The organism is Rothia sp. HMSC08A08 (assembly GCF_001808385.1).
Classification (GTDB): Bacteria; Actinomycetota; Actinomycetes; order Actinomycetales; family Micrococcaceae; genus Rothia; species Rothia dentocariosa.
Window position 1 is genome coordinate 62,013 of the sequence record NZ_KV793081.1, and the last position, 22,511, is coordinate 84,523.

Here is a 22,511-nt window from a genome sequence, read left to right on the forward strand (position 1 = left end):
TGGTATAGATAGGGTGTTTGTCCTATTTTCATAGGAGAAGAACCTTCCGCTGAGCGGCGGAAGGTTCCTATGAAGGTTGTGAGAGGCTGGCAGTACCTCAGGATCGTTCAGCTTTAAGCTCCACCGTGTAGACGACTCGCCATCCTTGCGGTGCGGTTAATCGTGCCGCATGATAATCGCAAAGATCGTAAGCGTGTGGCTCGCGGTACTCGGACAGCGGGCCGATCGTCGCCGTAGAGTCAGCGTATGAGTAGCTGAGGGTCACCGTGGCTTCATGTTGACAGGTCTGCCGGGAGCAGTGTCTAACTTTCTGCATGGGTACTGTTGTGCCTTCCTAGCGCCTTAGCTTGCCTGCTTACGTAGCCGGCGACGCTCGCGTTCTGAGAGACCGCCCCATATTCCGAAGCGCTCATCATTGTCCATTGCATATTTTAGACACTCTTCACGAACGGGGCACGATTCGCAGACGCGTTTAGCGTCACGAGTAGACCCTCCTTTTTCAGGAAAAAAGGCTTCTGGGTCGGTTTGGGCACACAGCGCATCAGTTTGCCAGGCGAGCTCTCCGTCATCACCTTCAGTTCCGTACATGCCTGCGGCGGCGGCCCACATATCGAGGCCTTCGACGCAGGTAAACATGTTGCCTACCTCAACTGTGGAAGCCGCAAAGCTGCCTTCCTCAGTGGTTGCGTCGGCAACGCTCAGGAACATATTTGCTTGTTCTTCTAGGGATTGCGCGGTTTGCATAGTATGTTGGCGGGTTCCGCCTGTGCGTTCACCGGCAATACCGGTACTCAGGCGTGAATACCCAGCACAGGTGTATGAACCCATAGTTTTTCCTTCCGTGTTCTCATTGGCTAGATGAGTCTGCGGTGATTCGTTGGTGTGCAAACGAATCTTTTTTGGCTCTGTAGATTTATAGTTTTTGGGCATGAAAGATGTTTCTGCAAATAAACCTACATAACTATTAGAAGGGCGACACGCCCATTCGTCAAACTGGACTTACAACTTTTATCCGTGTATGTGCAGATCACCGTCAAATATTTCAATGTTTATACGGTGTTAGACCACAAAATAATTACTTCATCATGAAAGTTTTGGGCGTTATCTTCTGTATATATCTGTTCCTCCACACCCCCTCCAAAACCCCCGAGATTACGCCTCGAACGAAGCTCTTTCAAACTCCTAAGCACCTAGTCAAAACAGGTTTTTTATATCCTATTCAAAACCTAATCGTGTCACTTATTACATTTTAATAACCCACCTGCAAGATATTTTATGAACTTCACACCCGTAATGCGCCCGTAATATAACTTCAACATCCTTAAGAGTATATTTGCATCGCACGCAAATTTATGACTACAAATACTTTCTTCTTCAACTGTTATGACGTCAGGAAAAATATCTCATGATGTGGTCGCGTGTACTGCCGAAAGTAATATCATGCATCGAAATTTTTGGGAGTTTACACACGGTAAAGTTATTCTATGGCTGAAAATTTACTCTCGACCGTGGCAAATGCCCGCTCATTCACGCGTATTTTCGATGCTCTCGCGCGTGTGCAGACTCCCGCCCTTATCTGGCATGCACGCGGGGGTGAACGCATCGAGCTCTCCGGTCGCGTCTTCATGAATTGGGTAGCAAAGAGCGCAAATCTTCTGGTGAATGAGTGCGAAGTTACCGAGGAATCTGGGGTGCAGATTACGGGTCCCCTGCACTGGCGTTTTCTGGTTCTCGCCTGCGCGACTCTCTACGCTGGCAGCTGCTTCGACGATGAAGAACCGCTTGTAGGCGCCTCAGATACCACCGATCATGCTCAGAACCTCAATAACCCCGACTATCTTCTTCTCGTTGATCGCGGACCTCTCTCGATGCGCTACCTTGGAGACCTTCACGAGGTCGACTCAATGATTGATGCCGAAGTTCTCGACTTCTGCGCGCTCGTACGCAGCGAGGCTGACCAGTTCATTGGCTTGCCAGCTTCGACCTTAGCGCCCGTGGGCAATAACTTAACATCGGCAGAGCTAACGGCACGAGTGCTCTCTCGGGCACATGAGCATGCTGGTCACGATTACCGTCTTCCTTCAGGGGAACGAGCATTAGCGCTTCGTCTTCACCTTCCCTCAGAGGTCGACTCGGCACCCTCAGCCCTCACGATCGTGACAGAAGCGCTTGCCTGCCTCATCGTGGGTTATGCCGTATTCCTACCCGATCCGCTGGCTGATTTTACCGCTACCGAGTTAGACCCGCTCCTGCGTTCTGAGCGAGCTCTAGATCTCACCTTGGGACACTCCTAGAAAACGGCAGCGTAGTTCGCTCAGAGGGTAAAAAGACTGCGGCGGAACCTCAGAAAAAGAATCCGCCGCAGTATGACAGTCTATTTATTTATGAACGTTTACCGGTAGAGGGCTTATCAATATCGGTAATTTCAACATTCTGTTGCGAACGCTGGGCCTGTGCCGCAGGGTCTACCACGGGAACCGAGCCGGTCAACACGCCCGTCGCCTGGTTCAAAATGTACCCCAATTCTTCGTGTTCGGTAGCGTCCCCTTCATCCACCTGTTTACGGTGCTTGCCGTAAACCCAGAAACGGTAGAGGAAGTACCGCAGAATCGTTCCCAGCGCGGTGCCGATAATCGTACCGGAGATAAACGATGCTTCCGGCGAACGCAGCCCCAACACGTAGTTAGTGAAGAACACGCATCCGGCCTCAACCAAAATGCCAAGAATATTCACAAAGGCAAATTCGATGCCCTCACGTTTCCAGTTCTCGGATCGGTCTTCGCGGAAGGTCCACAGGCGGTTCATAATCCATGCAAAGATGGTAGCCACAACGCTGGCAATTACTTTTGCCTTGGTATGTGCGTTCTCGAAAGGACCAAGCATCAGCGCCCACACCACGGCAGCGTTTACCAAGAATGCGGCACCGCCAACGGTACCGAATTTAAGTACCTCTAGACCGTAGGTATTCCACAGTGATTTAAGACGATCACCCAGTGTAGAGCGAGAGTCTGAAGCCATATTCTCCATCTTTTCTGCCCGTTAAGATGACCTGGGCGTCTGTGAGTTAAATTTTGATAGCATCCCTAAAATACTAGTACAGCCGATCCCGTTTTACCTTATTTTATTGAGTTTTATCATGCACTTCCCAGGTTATTTTCAAGTCTGCGGCGCGGAATACTACCGGTATTTGGGGGCATAAGAGTACACTTGAGTGATGTGACTTACCCTGTAACTGGACCTGTACTTGGTGTTATCGGAGGCGGCCAGCTGGCACGCATGATGGCGCCCGCAGCAACGAACCTTGGATTTGACCTTCATATTCTCGCTGAAAGCCCTACGGTGGGCGCCGTGGCAGCGGTGCGCAGCGCGCCCGTGGGAGATTATAAGGATTTAGAGACTTTGCGGGAGTTCGCTCGTGGCAAAGATGTTATTACCTTCGATCACGAGCATGTTCCCACCGAATTTTTGCAGGCGCTTATTGCCGAGGGGGTGAATGTGCAGCCGCATCCGGATGCGCTGCAATATGCCCAGGATAAGCTCATGATGCGCCAGGCTGTAGAAGATCTTGGACTACCGAACCCGCGCTGGGCACGCGTTGAAACTTTGGATGAGCTTCTCGCCTTTGGCGATGAGATCGGCTGGCCCGTGGTTTTGAAGACCCCGCGCGGCGGCTATGACGGCAAGGGCGTGATGGTGCTGGATTCTCCTCAGCACGCCCGTGAGCAGGCCGCTGCCTGGTTTGATGAGCTTCCTCACCGCACCGATTTTTCGGCGCTTTTGGCGGAGGAAAAGGTTCCGTTCACCCGCGAGCTTTCCGCTCTCGTGGCGCGCCGGGAAAGTGGGCAGGTTCTCCCCTGGCCTGTCGTAGAGACAATTCAGGTGAATTCGGTCTGTGATGAAGTTATTGCACCCGCACCGAGCCTCTCCCCCGCGATCGCCCGGGCGGCATCCGATGCAGCCGTTACCTTAGCCACCGAACTTGGGGTTACCGGCGTAATGGCGGCGGAGCTCTTCGAGGTTCCGGGCTCTTCAGCAGGCTTCTACATTAATGAACTCGCGATGCGCCCTCACAATACTGGGCACTGGACTCAGGAAGGTTCGGTAACCAGTCAGTTTGAGCAGCATCTGCGTGCGGTACTCGATATGCCGTTGGGCGCAACTACTATGCGCGACGAAGTTGCCATTATGAAGAATTACCTGGGCGGCGAGAATGAAGATATTTTCGGTGTGTACCCGCTTGCGCTCAGTGCCGAGCCACGCGCCAAAATTCATTTTTACGGTAAAGAAACCCGCCCAGGACGTAAAATTGGTCATGTGAATATTACCGGTCGGGCAGCTGAGACTCGGGCGCTACGCGATGCCGCCGCGAATGTGGCATCTATTGTGCGTGACGGCCGCCCGCTCTAAGAGTTTGCCGGTATATTTCGTGTCCGTAGTGTCTTATTAGCTCACAGGAAGGATTGTTCATGAGCTCCCCGTACGATTCAGATAAGCCCGTTGTTGGCGTTGTGATGGGGTCAGATTCCGACTGGTCCATCATGGAAGAAGCCGCTACGGTTCTTGAAGAATTCGGTATCCCCTATGAAGCGGATGTCGTCTCAGCACACCGCATGCCTGAAGATATGATCGCCTACGGCCAGCAGGCTCATCAGCGCGGTATTCGCGTAATCATCGCCGGTGCCGGCGGGGCCGCGCATCTTCCCGGTATGCTCGCCTCGGTTACCGCATTGCCCGTTATCGGTGTCCCGGTGCGGCTGAAGAATCTCGAAGGCATGGATTCCCTGCTTTCTATCGTGCAGATGCCCGCGGGGGTTCCGGTGGCGACCGTGTCTATCAACGGCGCACGTAATGCGGGACTTCTGGCGCTGCGCATCCTAGGATGCGCCACCGACAACTTCGCGCAGCAGGTGCACTCCGATCTTCTCGATTTCTCGAAGGATCTGCGCCAGAGCGCGGTAGATAAGGGAACGGCTCTGCGCGCTAAGCTCGCCGAGCATCGCGCCCAGGTTGCCGAAGAAGAAAAAGTACAGGCACCGGCGGCTCCCAAACCCGCCCCGACCGCCGACTCTACACGTGATGAAGGGGACGAACCGCAGGCTTACGTGCCCTAATGTATGGTCGTTTCTCGGTGTTATCGAGCCGTTCCGTATCTTCACGGAACGGCTCGTATTTTATCTACTCCCAAGGTCGCGTTCGCTCATCGTAACCTGCGGTTGAGGCTAAAATAGTTGAATGAGCAATATTCTTCAATCCGATATTTGGGCACGTTTTCAGCATTCTCTTGGTCATACCGTCATTCGCCACGAGGGCGAAGGCTGGTCCTATCTCGCTACCGTTGAGGGTGGGCGCACCGGCAAGTATCTTTACAGCCCCTACGGCCCGGTGGCACAGAGTGCGCAGGCTTTCGATGCCGCGCTCGACTCGCTGAAAGAAGAAGCAAAGGCTCATGGGTGCCTGTTTGTGCGCATCGAACCAATTGACTCCGCTATCTGGGGTTCGCAGGATGCGGCAGAGTTCCTGAAGGCACGCGGCGCTGCGCTGGCACCGCGCCAAGTTCAGCCTTCACACACGCAAATTATTGATCTTTCCGGCGACGAAGCCGCAATTTTGAAGGATATGAAGTCCAATAACCGCAATCTGCACCGTAATATCCACAAAAAAGGTGTCAGCATTGAGGTGTCTCAGAATCCCGAGGATATGAAGGTGCTCTTCACGTTCCTCTCTGAGACCGCCGACCGTAACGGGTTCAACCGTCAGCAGGACGACTATCTGATGCAGGTGGCAAAGACCCTCATGCCTGCCGATGCCGCGTCCCTCTATATTGCTCAGCTGACTGGCGAGGATGGTTCCAAGGAGCCTATCGCGGCGGCATTTGTCTACGATTCTGACGATACGCGCACCTATGCCCACGCGGCGGCGTCTTTTGCGCATCGTAAGCTCTCGGCAGGCATTCCGGTAGTGACCAATTTCATCTTGGACGCTAAAGCAAAGGGCCTGAAATATGTGGATCTTTTCGGCATCGCGCCCGAAGATCAGCCTGATCACGAATGGGCGGGGTTCACCAAATTTAAGAAGTCTTTCGGCGGGCGTTCGGTTGAGTACCCCGGCACCTGGGACATTCCGGTGAACACGCTAGGCTACCGCGCCTACGGCTACGCATACCGCGCGCGTCCCGCACTCAAGAAAGCACTGGGAACCGCTCAGGAAACCGCGAAATCTACAGTAGCTAAGGTTCGCGCACGCCTGAAAAAATAACGCTACTTCGGCAGCCTAGGTTCCCAGGCAGACCACGCTCATACAATAAAGCTTGTGCCGCGCTCTCAATGATTAAGAGCGCGGCACAGGCTTTATATCAAGACGTTACTTTGTATGCGACAGAATCTCGCGCAGGCGAGAAAGGCGATGCTCAGCCTCCACAATGCGCACGGTTCCCGAGGAGGAACGCATGACGAGCGACTGGGTGGTCACAATATTCTTGCCGTAGCGCACCCCGCGCAGCAGCTTGCCGTCGGTAATACCGGTTGCGGCGAAGAAGCAGTTATCGCTGGTGACCAAATCGTCAGTTGTGAGGATGCGGTCAAGATCGTGCCCCGCAGCGAGCGCCTTCTCACGCTCGGCATCGTCAGTGGGTGCTAAGCGGCCCTGAATTACGCCTCCGGTGGCCTTGATAGCGCACGCGGCGACGATGCCTTCGGGGGTTCCGCCGGTACCGAGCATCACGTCAACACCGGTTCCTTCACGGCAGGCCGCGATAGCCCCGGCAACATCGCCGTCAAGGATAATGCGGGTACGTGCACCGGCATTACGAATCTCTTCAATGAGCTTAGCGTGACGCGGACGATCCAGAACGCACACGGTCAGTTCGCTTACGTTCTTACCCTGTGCCTTAGCGACCAAGTGAAGGTTCTGTTTGACGGGCAGGCGAAGATCTACGAACTCTGCGGCTTCGGGCCCAGTCACCAGTTTTTCCATGTAAAACACGGCGGAGGGGTCGAACATAGAACCGCCGTCTGCTACCGCGATTACGGAGAGGGCGTTGTCCATGCCCAATGCGGTCAGACGAGTTCCGTCGATGGGATCTACCGCAATATCGAGATTGGGGCCGATGCCATCGCCAACAACTTCGCCGTTGAATAGCATGGGAGCCTTATCTTTTTCGCCCTCGCCGATCACAACGGTTCCGTTGAAGTGCACGGTCGAGAGACGGTAGCGCATCGCGTCCACGGCGGCACCGTCCGCGCGGTTCTTATCGCCTGCGCCCACCCAGGGACCGGATGCGATGGCTGCGGCCTCGGTGGCGCGCACCAATTCCATAGCTAGGTTGCGGTCGGCGTGGTTATTGTTTTCAGTCATTGCTCACCTTCGAGGTCGTTGTCATGGCCGGCTGGCTGGTTCGTTCCAGCGCTTTGAACCGGCACCTCCTGTTTACTAGCATAACGCGCCCGGCGGAATGTTCGCGTGTATTGAACGGGTTTGCGTGGACGCATGTACCGTGGTGAACATCCGCCCAGGTGGGTGTGGGAAACGGTATGTCTTAGAGCGTATGAGAGAATGTGTGAGTGGAAAACTCTCAGAATCACGCGCATACACCGGCTGAGAGCGATGGTCAGAACGCTCATGCGCCGAAGGCTCACGCAGATGCTTCTACCGATTCATCTGTTGTGCCACAAATTACACAAAAACAAGCGAAACGCATTAATGCTCCGGCGCGCAATATGATTATTTCGATGCTGGCGATGGTGGCTATTCTCATTCCGGTGCTCTGGCTCATGCCGCAGCCGGATAAGAATCCGTACCGCCCACAGGTGAATTTATCGCAGGTAGCGGCTGAATCTACCCAGCAGGCGGGCTTCCCGGTGGCGGTGCCGCAGCTTGAGAGTTGGCACTATAACTACGCGCGGTGGACGGGTAATACTCCCGATAATATCCCGTATTTTAAGAGCGGACAGGTGACCAGTAAAAATCATTTTATTGAGTTGATCCAAGCAAAGGATACAAACCCTACCTGGGTGGCTCAACAGGTCGATAACGCCGCGAAACAGGGCACCGAATCTATCGGCGGCGTGGAGTGGGAAGTACGTTCAGCCACCTCGAAGAAGAACAACGAAAAAGTGTACTCCTACGTGGCGCAGGTGCCTCACGGTAACGGTGAAACGACAACCGTGATACTCACCGGCACGGCAGACCCGGCGGAGTTCGCCCAGTTGGCGGATGCGACGGTCGCCTATATGAAAGCGCCGACGATGACGGTCTCCCCGGGTGCATCCAATACTTCTAATATTTCGTGATCTTCTCTAGCAAAATGTACGGTCTGTTTTCGGTAAAATAGAGGGAAGATACCTCTCACTTTAAGGAGCCTGCTCATGGGTTCTCGTCCGGTTCAACCCACCGCTGAGTATGTGCTGGAACGCCTGCAAGAGGGTAACGCACGCTTTGTACGGGGCGAGCTTTCGCATCCGCACCAGGATGTGGCACGTCGCGACGAACTCACAGGCGGACAGTTTCCTTTCACTACGATTTTTGGGTGTGCGGATTCGCGTACGCCACCGGAACATATCTTTGACCTGGGTCTTGGCGATGCCTTTGTGGTACGCACCGCAGGACAGGTTCTTGATGATGGTGCCCTTGGTTCGCTGGAATATTCCATTACCCAGTTCAAGACGCCGGTGCTGATCATTATGGGACATCAATCTTGCGGGGCTGTTCAGGCTACCTGCTCGTCGGTGGAATCGGGGCAGCTTCCGGGCGGATTTATTACGCGAGTAGTTGAGACTATTCAGCCTACGGTGCTGGCCCAAGAACTTCCCCACGGCGAGAAGCCAAGCCAGCATGTGAACGAGATGGTACGGGCTCATACGTCTGCGACGGCTTCCCGTCTGCTTCAGGAATCGCGCATTATTGCCGACGCAGTTGCTCGCGGCGAGACCATTGTGCTGGGCTACTTCTATCATTTGGATTCCGGCGCGGTCGATATTGTCTTTGACTCGCGCGAGATGAAGTAATTCCCACGCGTTTTATCGGTGGTCGCTGCCTCCTTCGTGTTATCCACCCGAGAAAACCAACATAACCCCAGAAGCTCCAACAGGCTTTACTTGAGTTCATACGGTACCGCCACACAACCCCACAGCGTGGTGAGTATCATCATGCACGGTATTCCCCAAATGTTCCGATTTTTACACGAAGGGTATGAAAACCCGCCATTTTGAGCCCTAAACTAGAGTTATGGCTGAAAATATTGAATACCGCATTGAACATGACACCATGGGCGAAGTTCGCGTGCCCGCCAACGCACTCTACCGTGCACAGACTCAGCGCGCGGTCGATAACTTCCCGATTTCGGGGCAAACCCTCGAATCAGCCCATATTCGCGCTCTTGCCCTCGTTAAGAAGGCAGCCGCGACCGCCAATGAGGAACTTCAGGTGCTCGATGCTGAGCGCGCCCAGGCTATCCGCGAGGCGGCGGATCTGGTAGCAACCGGTGAGTACGACGAGCATTTCCCCATTGACGTCTTCCAGACCGGTTCGGGCACCTCGTCGAATATGAACACCAACGAGGTTCTGGCGACTTTGGCAACCCGTTCCCTGGAATCACGGGGCATTGAAGTTCACCCCAATGACCACGTGAATGCGTCCCAGTCTTCCAACGATGTTTTCCCCACTTCCGTGCACGTTGCCGTGACTGAGGCACTGGTCAAAGAGCTGATCCCTTCCCTTGAGGTTCTCGCTGCTTCGCTGGAAAAGAAGTCCGCAGAGTTCAAGGACGTCGTCAAGTCCGGACGCACCCACCTGATGGATGCAACCCCCATTACCCTAGGCCAAGAATTCTCTGGCTACGCCGCTACCGTGCGTTACGGCATCGAACGTGTGAACGCTTCCCTGCCCCGCGTGGCTGAGGTTCCCCTAGGCGGCACCGCAGTGGGTACCGGTATCAATACCCCAGCGGGCTTTTCGGCACGTGTGATTGAGCTGCTTGCTGAAGAAACCGGTCTACCCCTGACCGAGGCACGTAACCATTTCGAGGCGCAGGCAAACCGCGACGGTCTGGTTGAGGTTTCCGGTCAGCTGCGCACCCTTGCATACGGTCTGATGAAAATCAGCAACGATATCCGTTGGATGGGTTCAGGCCCGAACACTGGTTTAGGCGAGCTGCACATCCCCGATCTGCAGCCCGGCTCGTCCATCATGCCCGGCAAGGTAAACCCGGTGATTTGTGAGGCTACTATTCAGGTTGCGGCACAGGTAATTGGTAATGATGCGACCATCGCGCTTTCCTCCACCAACGGAGCCTTCGAGCTGAACGTGGGTATTCCAGTAATGGCGGCTAACCTGCTCCAGTCCATCCGTCTGCTCGCCAACGTTTCTCGCGTGGCGGCTGAGAAGATGATCGACGGCCTGAGCGCCAACGTAGAGCGTTGCCGCTTCCTGGCGGAGGCATCCCCCTCGACCGTAACCCCGCTGAATAAGCTCATCGGGTACGAGGCCGCCGCGAAGATTGCCAAGTATTCCGTGGCAAACAAGGTCACTGTGCGTGATGCCGTGGTGGCTTTAGGTTACGTTGAACGCGGTGAGGTCACTGAGGCTCAGCTCGATGAAGCCCTAGACGTCACTAAGATGCTGGGCAACTTCTAGTCCGCATATCGTTTTCATGTGAACAGACACTCCTAGAACATAGTTGAGGGGCTTCTACACGATGTGTAGAAGCCCCTCAACGTTTGAGCTAAGACCCGCGCGGTGCGGGCGGATAGATAAATCTCTATCTCAGAATTTTGCTCGGTCTATTTGCCTTGTTCGTACTGATAGATAAGTTCCGCAAAGTCGGCGCGAGTAACGGCACTATCGGGCTGGAACCAGTTTTCGGACCAGAAAACAAGACCCCTCTTCTTCAGCCAGGTACTCTCCCGGTAGAACGGGGAATCAGCCGTCATATCGGCATACAGGGATTGTTCCGGTAGGTTCACGCTAGGTTCCCCAGCGTAACGGTACAAAAACGCAGCCATACTGGCGTGAGATGCAGCCGCCTCGGGGCGGAAATGACCGTCACTCCAACCGAAGCTGATACCACGTTCGCGTGCCCAAATAATCTCCCGGTAGTGCGGGTGTTCCGGGGTAACATCCACATAGGGAGACTCCTGCGGAAGAGTAACCTGAGGGCTTCCTGCCAGGCGGTAGAGGGCCACAACGGACTGTTCGCGGGTTATAGCATCGTAGGGGCGGTAATAGTCGTCCGCGCTATCGACAAGCTGCCGCTGCGAAGCCCAAAGAATCGCATCGCGATGTGCGGTACGATCGCGCACATCCTTGAAATCCGATTCGGGTGTAGGTTTCTCACCGGGTGCGGGTTTGGGGTTTGGTGCGGGTTCGGGGCCCGGCTGGGGCTCTGCCGGTTTGGGATTTGGAACCGGTTGATCCGCAGTCGTTAACGGGAGCTTTTGGTGGGCTTCGAAGATAACATCGTCCTTCGGGTCCTTTGGATATACCCCCGTACTAAGCTCGTATACGTGCCCGGTTTTGAGGGTATTCGCGGGAATGGTGAAGGTGGTCTGGAAGGTACCGTCGGTAAAGCCATCGTAGAGGTCTTTCTCTTCCACCCGGTAGGTATAATCCACTGGATGAGTGAGAACCGCGCCCGTTGGTTTGCCGGTCTTCTGGTCTATCTCGTTAATAACGAGGTTCATGCTCTGACCCTGTATCTCGGCATTTCCAGAGCCATAATATCCAGTACCGGTCACAGTAATCTCGGTATCGGCGGTCGGGTTCACAGCGGGAACGCTCACGTTCAGCTGCGGTGCTTTACTCTCCGAGGAAAACTCAACATCCAGGTATTCAGTCAAAGCGTTGTTTGCCAACGTTCCGTCGGGATTGATGACCTGGGTTCCGATGCGGTAGCTGCGGCGTGCATCCAGACCTGCCGGATAGGGAAGCGCAGTTTCAAAGAGGCCGCTCTGCGAGAGCTCCTCGGCAGAAATTTTCACCGATGACACGGTTCTTTCCTGAGTAACAACCTGACCTCTGGGCCAATCACCCTCAATAAGAGAAACCTGCAAGTATCCGCCTTGAGGAATAAACTTTGGGTCATAGCCGGTACCGCGCACCTTCACGGAGTCTTCCACCAACGAGTTAGGCTTACCCTCGACTTCCAGATTGGTGTTCTGGCGTGCAACCAGCACCGGTGCCTGGGTGTTGTATGCCGTGGTGGGCAAGATTTCATATCCTTGCGCCTGCTGCGTTGTCGAGGTCAGGGTACTGCTGACGACGTAATCGAGTTCCGGATGGAAATCGTTCAGCGGCAGCGGCTGGGTATTCAAATAGACCTCAAAGGTTCCGTCATGAATCTGCGATGCGGGAACATTCACATACCCCAGGTTATATACGCCGTATTCCGTAGTGAAATATGGGGAATCGGCTGGTGTATCTGAAGGGGTAACTTTGAGGCTGACCTGCTGATCTGCCGCCACACCGTAGAAACCGGTTCCTTTGATTTTGAGCGTCTTCCCGTAGTAGGGGTTGACTTCATCGGGGGTTTCGACCACGAGCTGCGGAGTTGCTTGAGGTTCCTGATCGGCCACAACCTGCGGGGTCACCGTAGCGGTGGATGCAGGGGTTGAAGCACCAGGATCGGTGACAGCTCCCGCTGGGGTCAGAGGAAGCACTAAAGCGCCTGCCACCACGAGGGCACAGGCGCTACGTCCGAGAGCATTTCTGGCTCTTCCGGGCGATTCGTTAGGTGAATTGTTTGTAGGGTAGATAAGAGACATTATTATTCTCCATTTGTATAGATGTGGTTGGGAGTGAGCAAGTTAAATCTCTCAACACTCATATTCACCTTATCAAAGCTTTAACTCAAAATACAGGGTTTTCCTATTTAAAAATTTCTTCTGACACATAATTTAATTCTTATCCTAGCAATGCACACACTATAAATATTACCCACCCATCCAACCTACTTCGCTGATATATCAACGCTAAATACCCATGAAGCAACATATACTTTTCATAAAGACGCCACATGTTTATTGTCACAATATTATGCACAGGTTTATTTTTTAACGGTGTGTTACATCTGAAAAATACATAGATATTTTCGGTGGTAATCTTCTATAATTTACAGATTTTAGATTTTTACAAGAAACCGAAATTAATGCATAAAACCCCCATTTTTATTTTTCTCAGATATGAACAACGGTAAGTACGAGAAAAATACTCAGATACGATCTTGGGAGTACACACGGTCTTCAACGCATAGCAAACAGGTATTATGCGGGCGCGCGGCTATCGGCTTAAGGGTGTATTAGAGGGAGTATTGACGGTTACCGAGAGGATTCAGGTCCATCTTTGGGAGCGTGAGATACATAGTCAAAACGACAATGTCCGTCATAGTTCAGCGCCGCATCAATGCGGTCAAGCATCCGCTCAGAGAGCATAGAACGCTCCTGAGGATCCGTCACATCTACCCATCGCACCTGGGAAGATTCCTCATCATTCACTCGTGCCTGCCCGGATACCCACCGGCACAAAAACGTGTGATCTAAAAACTGGCAGCGATCCCCGTTGCTAAAGCGCATCGCGGGGTCAGCCTTGACCTGAGCAAGCTCTAGAACCTCAATACGCACGCCCGCCTCCTCATAGGCTTCACGTATGCAGGTAAGCGCCGGGTTCTCGCCAGGATCGACAATACCCGTCACGGGAGTCCACCTGCCGTTATCGCTGCGTTTAACCAGCAGTACCTTGCCATCCTCATCGCGACGGATCACTGCGGTAGCGCCCGAAAGCCATAAATATTCGTGACCAATTTTCTTGCGTAAATTCACGATGTACTCGGGGGTAGGCATCAAAGATCCTTTCGTCGATCGGTGGTTTTGGCCCGAGGCCTTTAGAACGATAGGAATGAGTAGCTTGGCACCAAAACCGCCGCTATCATTCCTATCAGCATAAACGGTCCGAAGGCTATGCGGGTGCGCCGTGTAACGGACCTGCTCAGTACCAAGACCGCGGCGCATAATCCGCCCACAACAAAGGTAACCAACGTCGCCCACAATAGGTTAGCCCACGAGAAGTAGCCAATGAGCCCGCCAAGCGCGAGAGCAAGTTTCACGTCCCCTCGGCCCAGCGCCCCGAAGGAGAGCATCCTCATCAGGAGGTAGAAGGCCCAAAGTACAAGACCACTCCCCCATACACGCAGGATAGTTCCCCACTGACCGCTCAGAGCAGCAATAACCGGCAAAGCGGTGTGGGTGGCAAATACGAAAGGAAATACGATGCGGTTTGGTAGCCTGTGTTTTCGCAGATCCCAGCCCCATAGTTTTACCGTACACCCAGCTGCGTACAGCAGATAAAGAATCAGCAGAATACCGGCGAACCAGCCGGGTACTCCCTGTGTAAAGAGTTTCGAGAGTTCTTGAAGCATGAGTGGCTAAGATCCAAAGCGGCGGGTGCGACCCGCATAATCCCGCAGGGCACGCAAGAAATCTACCCGCGTAAAATCAGGCCAGAGAGCCTGGCAGAAATAGAATTCCGAGTAGGCGCTTTGCCAGGTCAGAAATCCCGAGAGGCGCTGCTCACCAGAGGTACGAATCAGTAGATCAGGATCGGGCATATCGCGGGTGTACAAGCGACGCGAAATATCCTCAACATTCAGGGTATCTGCCAGCTCGCGCATCGAGCAGCCCTGAGCCTCGGCATCAAGAATAAGTTCACGCACCGCATCCACAATTTCTTGGCGTCCACCATAGCCAACCGCGATATTCACGCGCACCCCCGGCAAGGGCGCGGTCTCTGCTATAACCCGCTCCAGGGTGTTGCGAAGCTCATGGGGGATAAGGGAAACGTTACCAACCGCGTGCACGGGTCCCTGCTGCGCGGTATGCAGCCGCCGCAGAAATTCGTCAATAACGGCAATAAGCCCGGTAAGTTCATCGGCGGGTCGCTTGAGATTTTCGGTTGAGAGCATATACAACGTGACCTGAGGTATTCCCAAATCGGCGCACCAGCCCAGAAAGTCAATGATGCGCTCGGCTCCTGCCGCGTGCCCCTCACGGGTGCTCAGCCCCCGCTGTGCGGCCCAACGCCGGTTGCCGTCCACCAGCACACCGATGTGTGTAGGAAGCATCTGCGGGGTTAAAGAAGTTGCCATAGAGCGTTCATAGACGCTCGGTTCCGGGGAGGTTCCCGGTTCAGAGGGAACCCCATGCACGGTAATAACGGGCAGCGCCAGAGTATCAGCGGGTGCCATGCTGATCGTCCTCGGACTCTGTATCCTGCTGGGCTTGGGCTTGGGCTTGCTCGGCCTCTTGAGCGGCTGCATATTGTGCACGGTACCGCAGACGGCGAGTACGCCGGGTCATATCGATGCCAAGAATAATGACGAGGAGGGATAGCGCCGCAGTCGCAAAGAAACCGCCAATACCGGGCGAACCTGCAACAGACCCATCGGGGTTGGCGGCTGGGGTGTTATCTGCTGCAAGCGCAACACCGTGAGCGGCAAATGCCACAAGGTCGGGGACTGTGGCGAGCGTATCAAGAATGAGGTGGCTCATGACTATCCTTCTGAACATTCCGGTTTCTAGCGGTAAGCCGGTCATGTGTGATTGTCTAAGTCTTCATTCTACCGCGTGACATCTTGTATATTCCCTCCTGAGGTTCATGTTTCAGCTAGGAATGCGCCAAGAGTTTAGCTATGTTCACAGTACTCAAGGCCTGCAAGCCTCTGCATCGTCGAGGGGCACCGCATGATCGCTTACGGAGGCGATAGGCTAGAAAAATATGCCGTCGCTCAGGGAATGTTCCGGCAGGGTTACCGGCACCCGCGAGTCGATAAGTGTATAGTCCTCCCAGGGCCAAATATGCTTCTGCTCATCGGTAGAGATCGCAAAGAAAATACCTTGCGGATCCACCTGTGAGGAGTGCGATAAAAGCGCCTGATCGCGATGGATGAAGTAGTCACTGCAGAGAATTCGCGTGGTGGTTTCGTGCCTGGTGCCGTCTTGGGCATCATTGAAACGGTGCGCCATATGTTCGATGAAACCTTCAAAGACGCTCTCGCCCCGCTGATCGAGCAGGTACTCGTGCAGGGCGACGGTGCGTTCGGGGTTGAAGGCACGATCATAGTAAAGCTTTAGGGGTTTCCAGGGTTCGCCTTCCCCCACGTATGCTTCGGGGTCACCAGCCTTTTCGTAGGCCTCGACGGCAACCTTATGAGTCATGATGTGGTCGGGGTGCGGGTATCCTCCCACCTCGTCATAGCTGAGAATAATATGAGGCCTGTACTCGCGTACGAGTCTTACCAACGGTGCGGCGGCCTGTTCGAGAGGCAGTGTACCGAAGCTGCCGAAAGAAAGTGGGGGAAGAGGGTCGCCTTCGGGCAGACCGGAGTCCATGAACCCTATCCATCGATGTTCGATGCCTAAAATCTCAGCAGCACGGGCCATTTCGGTGCGGCGTAATCCGGGCAGGTCACGGTGTGCTCTGGGAGCGTTACGAATTTCTTCGTTGAGGATGTCCCCGCGTTCGCCGCCTGTCATGGTGGCAACCATATAGCGGGCGCCGCGGGAGGTATAAGCGGCAGCGGTCGCGGAACCTTTAGAGGATTCGTCGTCCGGGTGAGCGTGGACGGCTAGGATGCGCAACCCTGCGTATTCCTCATCAAGAGGCTTAAGATCCTGCACTGCGGGATGTTCAGGCAGAATTGCTTTGATTTTTTCTAGCGCGTCGCTCACGTTAATCCTTATGATGACAAAGGGCTTATACTGTGGGGTTTAAAATGGTAGAGATTAAGACCATCTCCTAAAAGTGTAATCATACAGAAATAGCGCAAGAAAACCACTCTAAATGAAGCATTATGACGGTGTAAAGTATCGTGATGCAGACCATCTTCTGTACCGCATCGTCCACTAGACACCACGAGAAGAGAACTATGACAGATCCTTCACACACGCAGGCGAGCGAAACGGCAGCTACCGGTTCTCATGCCGATACCCTAGCGCAGCGCTATGGCGCCAAACCTGTTCGGCAGCGTGCCCTCTCCACGCGAATGTGGGTGCTTCTTGCTGCCTGTGTTACGGTTGTGGCGGGCGCTTTTGTGGTGTGGGTACAGATAGATTCTCAATCCCGCCCAAGTGCACGCGATACCGGGTTTACCCTCATCAGCAATGACGAGGCGCAGGGACGTTTCGAACTCTCTAAAAACCCACAAGACACCGCGATTTGTTCGCTTAAGGCGCTTAATTCTTCCCGTGTTGCGGTGGGATGGGCCGACGTCGAAATTGGTCCTAACAGCGCCGAGCAGGGCAACACCCGAGTCACACAACACAGCGCGAACCTGCGCATACTCTCGGAGGCAACCACGGTTACCGTGGATTCCTGTCGGCTTAAATAGGCGTATCACATCCACGATTCGGTGAGCGCTCAGCGAAATGATACACGCCCTAACACTCAGATATTTAGGGCATGTGTACTTTCTGCCCTAGAATAGGGTGATACTTTCCAGGGGAGAACCCCCAGACCAACGCGCCGGTTTATACCGGAGCATAACCAAAGGAGAAGCATGGCTGAAAGCAACGGCGCATGGCTCACTCAGGACGCATACGATCGGCTGACCCAGGAGCTTGAATATCTCTCAGGTCCGTATCGTCAAGAAATCGTTGACCGCATCGCCGCCGCTCGCGACGAGGGAGACTTGCGTGAGAACGGCGGATACCATGCGGCACGCGATGAGCAGGGTAAAAACGAAGCTCGCATCAACCAGCTTAAGCATCTTCTAGAAAACGCCCAGGTAGGAGACGCCCCCAGCGATGACGGTGTGGTTGCCCTCGGCATGGTTATTGAGGCCGAAGTAGCTTCCCGTTCCATGAAGTTCCTGCTGGGCTCTCGCGAAATTGAGGAGACTCTGCCCGCCAACTCTGATTTGAAGGTCTTCTCGGAAAAGTCTCCGATGGGTGCGGCGATTCTGGGGGCCAAAGAAGGCGATGAAGTCACCTATCTTGCTCCCAACGGCAAGGAATTGACCGCGAAGATTGTTTCAGTCAAGCCTTTCCAAGGCTAGAATCACGAAGCTTTAAACGCACGGTGGGGTTCGGTTTATGACCGAACCCCACCTTTATATCCTGTGGTTTTATGCCAGATGACCTCTCAAAAATTAGTACACCACGATGGGTTTGAAGCCTTCTTCCTCCAAGGCCGAGATAACCTGACGGCAGTGTTCCACGCCTTTGGTTTCCATATCGATCGTAATGGAGACATCGCCCATCGACAGGGAACCGCCCACGCGCGTGTGATCCACACCAGTAACATTCGCGTCATTCTCCGAAATGATGCGCGAGATCGTCGCTAACTCACCCGGACGGTCTGAGAGCATCATCTTAATCGTCATATACCGACCTGCCGCCGAAAGACCACGCTGAATCACCTTCAGCATGAGCATCGGGTCGATATTGCCGCCCGAGAGCACACACACGACAGTTCCCAAATCGCCGTATGTTTCCTTGAGCTTGCCGTTCATGAGCGCCGCCACCGGAACCGATCCGGCGGGTTCAACCACCAGCTTATTGCGTTCCATCAAGAAGATAAGGGCGCGGGCGATATCGTCTTCACTCACTGTCGCTACATCGTCGACAAGCTTCTTGATAATGGAGAACGGTAACTGACCGGGGCGCCCCACCGCAATGCCATCTGCAATCGTCGAGACCTTCTTCAACGGGACGAGCGCATCCGCAGCCAAGGAAAGCGGATATGCCGCCGCATGCTCAGCCTGCACACCAATAATGCGAATCTTTTTACCCAACTGGTCTTCCTTCGCACGGACCGCCGCCGAAAGACCAGCGAGCAGGCCGCCTCCGCCAACACCCACAATGATGGTATCGACCTCAGGCACCTGTTCCAGGATTTCCAAACCGATCGTTCCCTGACCCGCGATAATATCTTCATTATCGAAGGGATGCACAAACACCGCGCCGGTCTCTTCGGCATAGCGTTTTGCTTCAGCCAGCGCCTCGTCCACGGTCGTACCGTGCAGTTCGACCTCGGCACCGTGGTCGCGGGTTGCGGTCACCTTCGGAAGGGCCGCACCTAGGGGCATGTAAATACGCGCCTTGATACCCAGTTTTGCCGCTGCGAGAGCAACACCCTGCGCGTGGTTACCCGCAGATGCGGCCACCACGCCACGTTTCTTTTCTGCATCGCTGAGTTTTGCCATGCGCACATAGGCGCCACGCACTTTGAAGGAGCCCGCACGTTGCAAATTCTCACATTTGAAGAAAACTTCCGACCCCAGTTTGAGGCTCAGGGCACGAGAATGCGCCACAGGGGTTCGCTCGATAACCCCGTCGAGGAGCGACGCTGCTGTCTCGATATTCTCCAGGGTTACGGGTAGATCGGTTAGGGGTGCGTTCACATCGGATCCGTTCTTTACGCTCTCATCAGCTTCTGCCCTCTATTTTAGGCGATGAAGAAGCCTAATACAGAACAGAAAAGCCCACGTTATTCATCTCACGCGGGCTTTTCTGGAGGGAAACTGCACAATTACATATCGGCTTTGGAAGGCGAGACAGTTTTAGTCGCCTGTGCAGAGCTAGTCTCAAGTGCGGTGCCTTCGGAATCGTCTTCACCACGAATCGCTTCCCGCGCCTGCGCAACAACCTTCTGTGCTTTTTCTTCACGCTTTTTTGATTTCTCACGGCGCTCAACCTCATGCGGGAAGAGGAACTCTTCACGGCGCAGCTCCGGGTCATCCTCCCACTGCCGTGCAGCCAAGTAGCGCACAACCGAGTTCACAACGGCGAGCACGGGAACCGCAAATAGTGCACCCGCTGCGCCGAAAATCATGGACCCGCCTGCCACCGCAAAAATCACGGCGAGCGGATGCAGCGAGACCGCTTTACCCATGATGAGCGGCTGCAGAATATGCGATTCAAGCTGCTGCACCAACAGCACAATGCCGATCATAATGAGCGCCTGAACCGGTCCCAAAGCTACCAGTGCCAGCAGGACGGCGACCGCCCCAGATATAAGAGCACCAATAACCGGGATGAAAGACCCTAAGAAAACCAGAACGCCCAGCGGAATCGCCAGCGGAACCCCCAAAATGGCGGCGCCAACACCAATGCCCACAGCGTCAATAGCGGCCACCAAGATCTGCACCCTCACATAAGCGCCCAGGGACTTCCACCCTGCACGGCCCGCGCCGTTCACCGCATCGCGTGCCTGTTTCGGGAAGAGCTTGACGATAAACAGCCAGATGCGCTCTCCCTCCATCAGGAAGAAGACGAGGGTAAAAAGAGTAATAAGCACGCCGGTGGCAAACTCCGCAGCGGTAGAACCAACCTCTGATACGCTCCGCAAAACGGTTGAGGGGTTATTGCTCACCGCCTGTTCTATCTGATTAAGAATCTGGTTAAGCTGATCAGCGCCCAGCTCATACCCCATGCTCTTAAGCCAGTCCACGAGCTGCTGATACCCTTGAATGGCGTTGTTGGTAAGCGAGACAAACCCCCGCACAAGCTGCTGCCCGGTAAGGGCCAGTAAAGCGGCAATTCCTAAAATCATGCCGAGTTCGGCGATAGCGGTCGCACCGCCAGCACGAATACCGTGCTTACGCATAGCGTAGACGGCGGGGCTTAGAAGCGCAGCCAAAAGCGCAGCTACCATCGCCGAAATAATCAGCAGAGACACCTTTGAAAGCCCCTGCCATACAAGCCACACGGCACCGACCACCACGATCAGACGCCACGACCACGCCGCCGCGGTATTAAGAGCGTAGGGTACGCCGGTACGGGCTAATTTCTGTGCCCGCACATCCTGTTCGCCCTCCCCTGCCGTTAGGTTTTGATGCGTGCTGCCGGTTTTCTGTCCGGCTACGGATTCGCTCACTCAAATCTCCTGAAAAGTCGGTGCTATAGAAATCGTCTCTCGCCCATGCCGTTGCTGCGGCATATAGTTATTCCGCAAGTCTAGCAGGCTCAAAACAAAGAATCGGCGGCACCCACCGGTTGTGAGTACCGCCGTATCCTCAATGCTGTTAGTCCCTGTTGACCATTTCGTTGATGTACATGAGAATACGCAGAATCTCAATGTACAGCCAGACCAGCGATGCGGTCAGGCCGAATGCCAAACGCCATGACTCGCGCTCGGGAAGACCTGCTTCCACCGCCTCGGCAGTGTTGGTGAAATCCAGCAGAAGCGAGTAGGTTGCCATAGCAACAGTAAACAGCCCCACAATCAGACCCAGCGGAATACCGCCGATGCTCAGGCTGCCCAGGGGCGAACCGAACAGACCCGCACCGAGCCAGGAAACAATACCGTAGATCAGGTAAGCGAACATGCCGATCATGAAGATCTTGGTCATCTTCGGGGTGGCACGGATTTTACCGTTTGCGAAGAGAGCTAAAGTAAGACCGGCGACAATCACGCTTGCCAGCAAAGCCTGAATAGCGATGCCCGGGTAGCTCTTATTGAGCAGACCGGATATACCACCCAAAAGCAGGCCCTCGGACACGGAGTACAGCATAACCAGAGCCGGGGAAACCTTACGCTTGACGGCGTTAACGATACCCAGGATCAGACCTGCGATAAGGCCCACGAACATGAGGTAGGGCAGATACCAGGAAACTGCGGCACCGAGCACCACAAGAGCCAGGTTCAGACCGGTCTTCATGATCACATCGTTCATGGTGAGGCGGTCGCCCTCGGCAACGGGAGCATAGCCGGGCTGTGCATACGGATCGTACTGCGCCTGCTGGTACTGGTCATAGTTCGCTTGCTGCGGCTGACCATACCCGTAGGTCTGCTGACCGTACTGCTGCGGTTCACTGGAGTAGTTCGGCTGTGCCTGATACTGACCCTGTGACGAGGAACCACCCGCACCAAAACGCCCGAAACGGGGATCGCCTTGCTTATTTTGCTTGGCGATTGAATTAATAAACGGGTTACCCGCCATCATTCTCTCCTTCGGTGAGATTTACAAAGAGTTTCTCAATATTCTATCGAATTCTGAGAGATTCCGGGGATTATTCCTCCATAAAAGCTCATATTCCAGGGTAATTTTGAGGTGCCATCATGTTTTTTTCACCCTAAGCTGTACTCCCCCACAGTTTAAGACTTCTGCAGGCGCTCAAAATTACGGACCTCATTCAAACTAGCCGATTGTTTATTCGCGAAGCGGCCGCGAGTGAAAGCAAAGCCAGAATTAGGAAGCCCACCAGCAAAAGTATGAGAGTGGTGAACGCTAAGGGTAACGCGCCGATAACAGGCCCCAGGCTTGCTCCCAGGCGCGGTCACTACACCTTCAAAGCGAATGCGGTGCGCGCTGGGCAAGAGGCAGGTTCCGTCACGGACGATATAGACGCCGCCTATCTTGTACTTTTTATTCTCGCTATCGTGGGGTGGTGGTCGGCTATGCCGCAGGTATCTCGCATGCTCTGCGGCGAACCTACCGAGGAAGAGCACCACAAACGTCGCGCCGCCGTGGTGGAGGCAGCGCGGAGGCTAGGGAACCCACATTGCAAGTCGGATAAGAGCTAAAC

The 22,511-nt window shown here is 54.4% G+C and carries 23 protein-coding genes; 10 read left to right on the forward strand and 13 right to left on the reverse strand.

Annotation, left to right across the window (positions count from 1 at the left end):
• Nucleotides 1-97: 97 nt before the first annotated feature.
• The gene (locus tag HMPREF3164_RS10995) at nt 98-316 is read right to left on the reverse strand and encodes a DUF3499 family protein (RefSeq protein ID WP_080513867.1); all 219 of its coding nucleotides are present in this window, start codon (nt 314-316) and stop codon (nt 98-100) included.
• Between the two features lie 26 nt (nt 317-342).
• The gene (locus HMPREF3164_RS11445; protein ID WP_013398598.1) at nt 343-828 is read right to left on the reverse strand and encodes a WhiB family transcriptional regulator; all 486 of its coding nucleotides are present in this window, start codon (nt 826-828) and stop codon (nt 343-345) included.
• 656 nt (nt 829-1,484) lie between these two features.
• Between HMPREF3164_RS11445 and HMPREF3164_RS09705 the strand changes: the two genes are divergently transcribed.
• On the forward strand, nt 1,485-2,294 hold the full coding sequence (locus HMPREF3164_RS09705) for a TIGR03089 family protein (protein WP_070450760.1): 810 nt from the start codon (nt 1,485-1,487) through the stop codon (nt 2,292-2,294).
• 88 nt (nt 2,295-2,382) lie between these two features.
• On the opposite strand, the gene HMPREF3164_RS09710 is transcribed toward HMPREF3164_RS09705, so the two are convergent.
• Nucleotides 2,383-3,018 carry a GtrA family protein gene (locus HMPREF3164_RS09710; RefSeq protein ID WP_041321997.1) on the reverse strand — a complete coding sequence of 212 codons (636 nt, stop codon included), beginning with the start codon at nt 3,016-3,018 and terminating at the stop codon, nt 2,383-2,385.
• Nucleotides 3,019-3,216: 198 nt separating this feature from the next.
• Between HMPREF3164_RS09710 and HMPREF3164_RS09715 the strand changes: the two genes are divergently transcribed.
• From HMPREF3164_RS09715 to HMPREF3164_RS09725, 3 genes are all read left to right on the forward strand, one after another.
• On the forward strand, nt 3,217-4,407 hold the full coding sequence (locus HMPREF3164_RS09715) for a 5-(carboxyamino)imidazole ribonucleotide synthase (RefSeq protein WP_070450829.1): 1,191 nt from the start codon (nt 3,217-3,219) through the stop codon (nt 4,405-4,407).
• Between the two features lie 59 nt (nt 4,408-4,466).
• On the forward strand, nt 4,467-5,111 hold the full coding sequence (purE, locus tag HMPREF3164_RS09720; RefSeq protein ID WP_013398594.1) for a 5-(carboxyamino)imidazole ribonucleotide mutase: 645 nt from the start codon (nt 4,467-4,469) through the stop codon (nt 5,109-5,111).
• Nucleotides 5,112-5,232: 121 nt separating this feature from the next.
• The gene (locus HMPREF3164_RS09725; RefSeq protein WP_070450762.1) at nt 5,233-6,255 is read left to right on the forward strand and encodes a lipid II:glycine glycyltransferase FemX; all 1,023 of its coding nucleotides are present in this window, start codon (nt 5,233-5,235) and stop codon (nt 6,253-6,255) included.
• 105 nt (nt 6,256-6,360) lie between these two features.
• On the opposite strand, the gene glpX is transcribed toward HMPREF3164_RS09725, so the two are convergent.
• Nucleotides 6,361-7,353: a class II fructose-bisphosphatase gene (glpX, locus tag HMPREF3164_RS09730; RefSeq protein WP_004006091.1), complete on the reverse strand. Its 993-nt coding sequence runs from the start codon at nt 7,351-7,353 to the stop codon at nt 6,361-6,363.
• Nucleotides 7,354-7,559: 206 nt separating this feature from the next.
• On the opposite strand from glpX, the gene HMPREF3164_RS09735 reads away from it, so the two are divergent.
• The 3 genes from HMPREF3164_RS09735 to HMPREF3164_RS09745 all read left to right on the forward strand — a co-directional run bounded on the left by HMPREF3164_RS09735 (nt 7,560) and on the right by HMPREF3164_RS09745 (nt 10,629).
• Nucleotides 7,560-8,288 carry a DUF4245 domain-containing protein gene (locus HMPREF3164_RS09735; RefSeq protein ID WP_070450764.1) on the forward strand — a complete coding sequence of 243 codons (729 nt, stop codon included), beginning with the start codon at nt 7,560-7,562 and terminating at the stop codon, nt 8,286-8,288.
• A gap of 75 nt (nt 8,289-8,363) precedes the next feature.
• Nucleotides 8,364-9,002 (forward strand): carbonic anhydrase, encoded by a 639-nt coding sequence (locus HMPREF3164_RS09740; RefSeq protein WP_070450766.1) that lies wholly within the window; start codon nt 8,364-8,366, stop codon nt 9,000-9,002.
• A 220-nt stretch (nt 9,003-9,222) separates the two neighbouring features.
• The gene (locus HMPREF3164_RS09745) at nt 9,223-10,629 is read left to right on the forward strand and encodes a class II fumarate hydratase (protein WP_013398590.1); all 1,407 of its coding nucleotides are present in this window, start codon (nt 9,223-9,225) and stop codon (nt 10,627-10,629) included.
• A gap of 146 nt (nt 10,630-10,775) precedes the next feature.
• Here the strand turns inward: HMPREF3164_RS09745 and HMPREF3164_RS09750 are convergent, their stop codons facing one another.
• From HMPREF3164_RS09750 to mca, 6 genes are all read right to left on the reverse strand, one after another.
• Nucleotides 10,776-12,755: an S-layer homology domain-containing protein gene (locus HMPREF3164_RS09750; RefSeq protein WP_070450768.1), complete on the reverse strand. Its 1,980-nt coding sequence runs from the start codon at nt 12,753-12,755 to the stop codon at nt 10,776-10,778.
• A 552-nt stretch (nt 12,756-13,307) separates the two neighbouring features.
• Entirely contained in the window at nt 13,308-13,829 is a 522-nt protein-coding gene (locus HMPREF3164_RS09755) for an NUDIX hydrolase (protein ID WP_004006086.1), read from the reverse strand.
• Nucleotides 13,830-13,870: 41 nt separating this feature from the next.
• The gene (locus HMPREF3164_RS09760) at nt 13,871-14,404 is read right to left on the reverse strand and encodes a prepilin peptidase (RefSeq protein ID WP_070450770.1); all 534 of its coding nucleotides are present in this window, start codon (nt 14,402-14,404) and stop codon (nt 13,871-13,873) included.
• A gap of 6 nt (nt 14,405-14,410) precedes the next feature.
• On the reverse strand, nt 14,411-15,229 hold the full coding sequence (gene uppS, locus HMPREF3164_RS09765) for a polyprenyl diphosphate synthase (protein WP_070450772.1): 819 nt from the start codon (nt 15,227-15,229) through the stop codon (nt 14,411-14,413).
• A complete protein-coding gene (locus HMPREF3164_RS09770) occupies nt 15,216-15,533 on the reverse strand; it encodes a hypothetical protein (protein WP_239664701.1) in 318 nt (105 codons plus the stop codon). Before HMPREF3164_RS09770 ends, uppS begins: the two co-directional genes overlap by 14 nt.
• Nucleotides 15,534-15,749: 216 nt before the next feature.
• Nucleotides 15,750-16,712, reverse strand: coding sequence for a mycothiol conjugate amidase Mca (gene mca, locus HMPREF3164_RS09775; RefSeq protein WP_037231844.1), 963 nt, complete (start codon nt 16,710-16,712; stop codon nt 15,750-15,752).
• Between the two features lie 197 nt (nt 16,713-16,909).
• Between mca and HMPREF3164_RS09780 the strand changes: the two genes are divergently transcribed.
• Together HMPREF3164_RS09780 and greA are read left to right on the forward strand one after the other, a co-directional pair.
• On the forward strand, nt 16,910-17,371 hold the full coding sequence (locus HMPREF3164_RS09780) for a DUF4307 domain-containing protein (protein WP_048751322.1): 462 nt from the start codon (nt 16,910-16,912) through the stop codon (nt 17,369-17,371).
• 168 nt (nt 17,372-17,539) lie between these two features.
• A complete protein-coding gene (greA, locus tag HMPREF3164_RS09785; protein ID WP_004006080.1) occupies nt 17,540-18,037 on the forward strand; it encodes a transcription elongation factor GreA in 498 nt (165 codons plus the stop codon).
• Nucleotides 18,038-18,130: 93 nt separating this feature from the next.
• Here greA and ilvA read toward each other — a convergent pair whose 3' ends face one another.
• From ilvA to HMPREF3164_RS09800, 3 genes are all read right to left on the reverse strand, one after another.
• Nucleotides 18,131-19,384 carry a threonine ammonia-lyase gene (gene ilvA / locus HMPREF3164_RS09790; protein WP_048751320.1) on the reverse strand — a complete coding sequence of 418 codons (1,254 nt, stop codon included), beginning with the start codon at nt 19,382-19,384 and terminating at the stop codon, nt 18,131-18,133.
• 128 nt (nt 19,385-19,512) lie between these two features.
• Nucleotides 19,513-20,859 carry an AI-2E family transporter gene (locus HMPREF3164_RS09795; RefSeq protein WP_070450774.1) on the reverse strand — a complete coding sequence of 449 codons (1,347 nt, stop codon included), beginning with the start codon at nt 20,857-20,859 and terminating at the stop codon, nt 19,513-19,515.
• Nucleotides 20,860-21,007: 148 nt separating this feature from the next.
• The gene (locus HMPREF3164_RS09800) at nt 21,008-21,925 is read right to left on the reverse strand and encodes a Bax inhibitor-1/YccA family protein (RefSeq protein ID WP_070450776.1); all 918 of its coding nucleotides are present in this window, start codon (nt 21,923-21,925) and stop codon (nt 21,008-21,010) included.
• 278 nt (nt 21,926-22,203) lie between these two features.
• Between HMPREF3164_RS09800 and HMPREF3164_RS09805 the strand changes: the two genes are divergently transcribed.
• Nucleotides 22,204-22,509, forward strand: a complete 306-nt coding sequence (locus tag HMPREF3164_RS09805; protein WP_239662162.1) for a hypothetical protein — start codon at nt 22,204-22,206, stop codon at nt 22,507-22,509.
• The last annotated feature ends 2 nt before the right edge of the window (nt 22,510-22,511 follow it).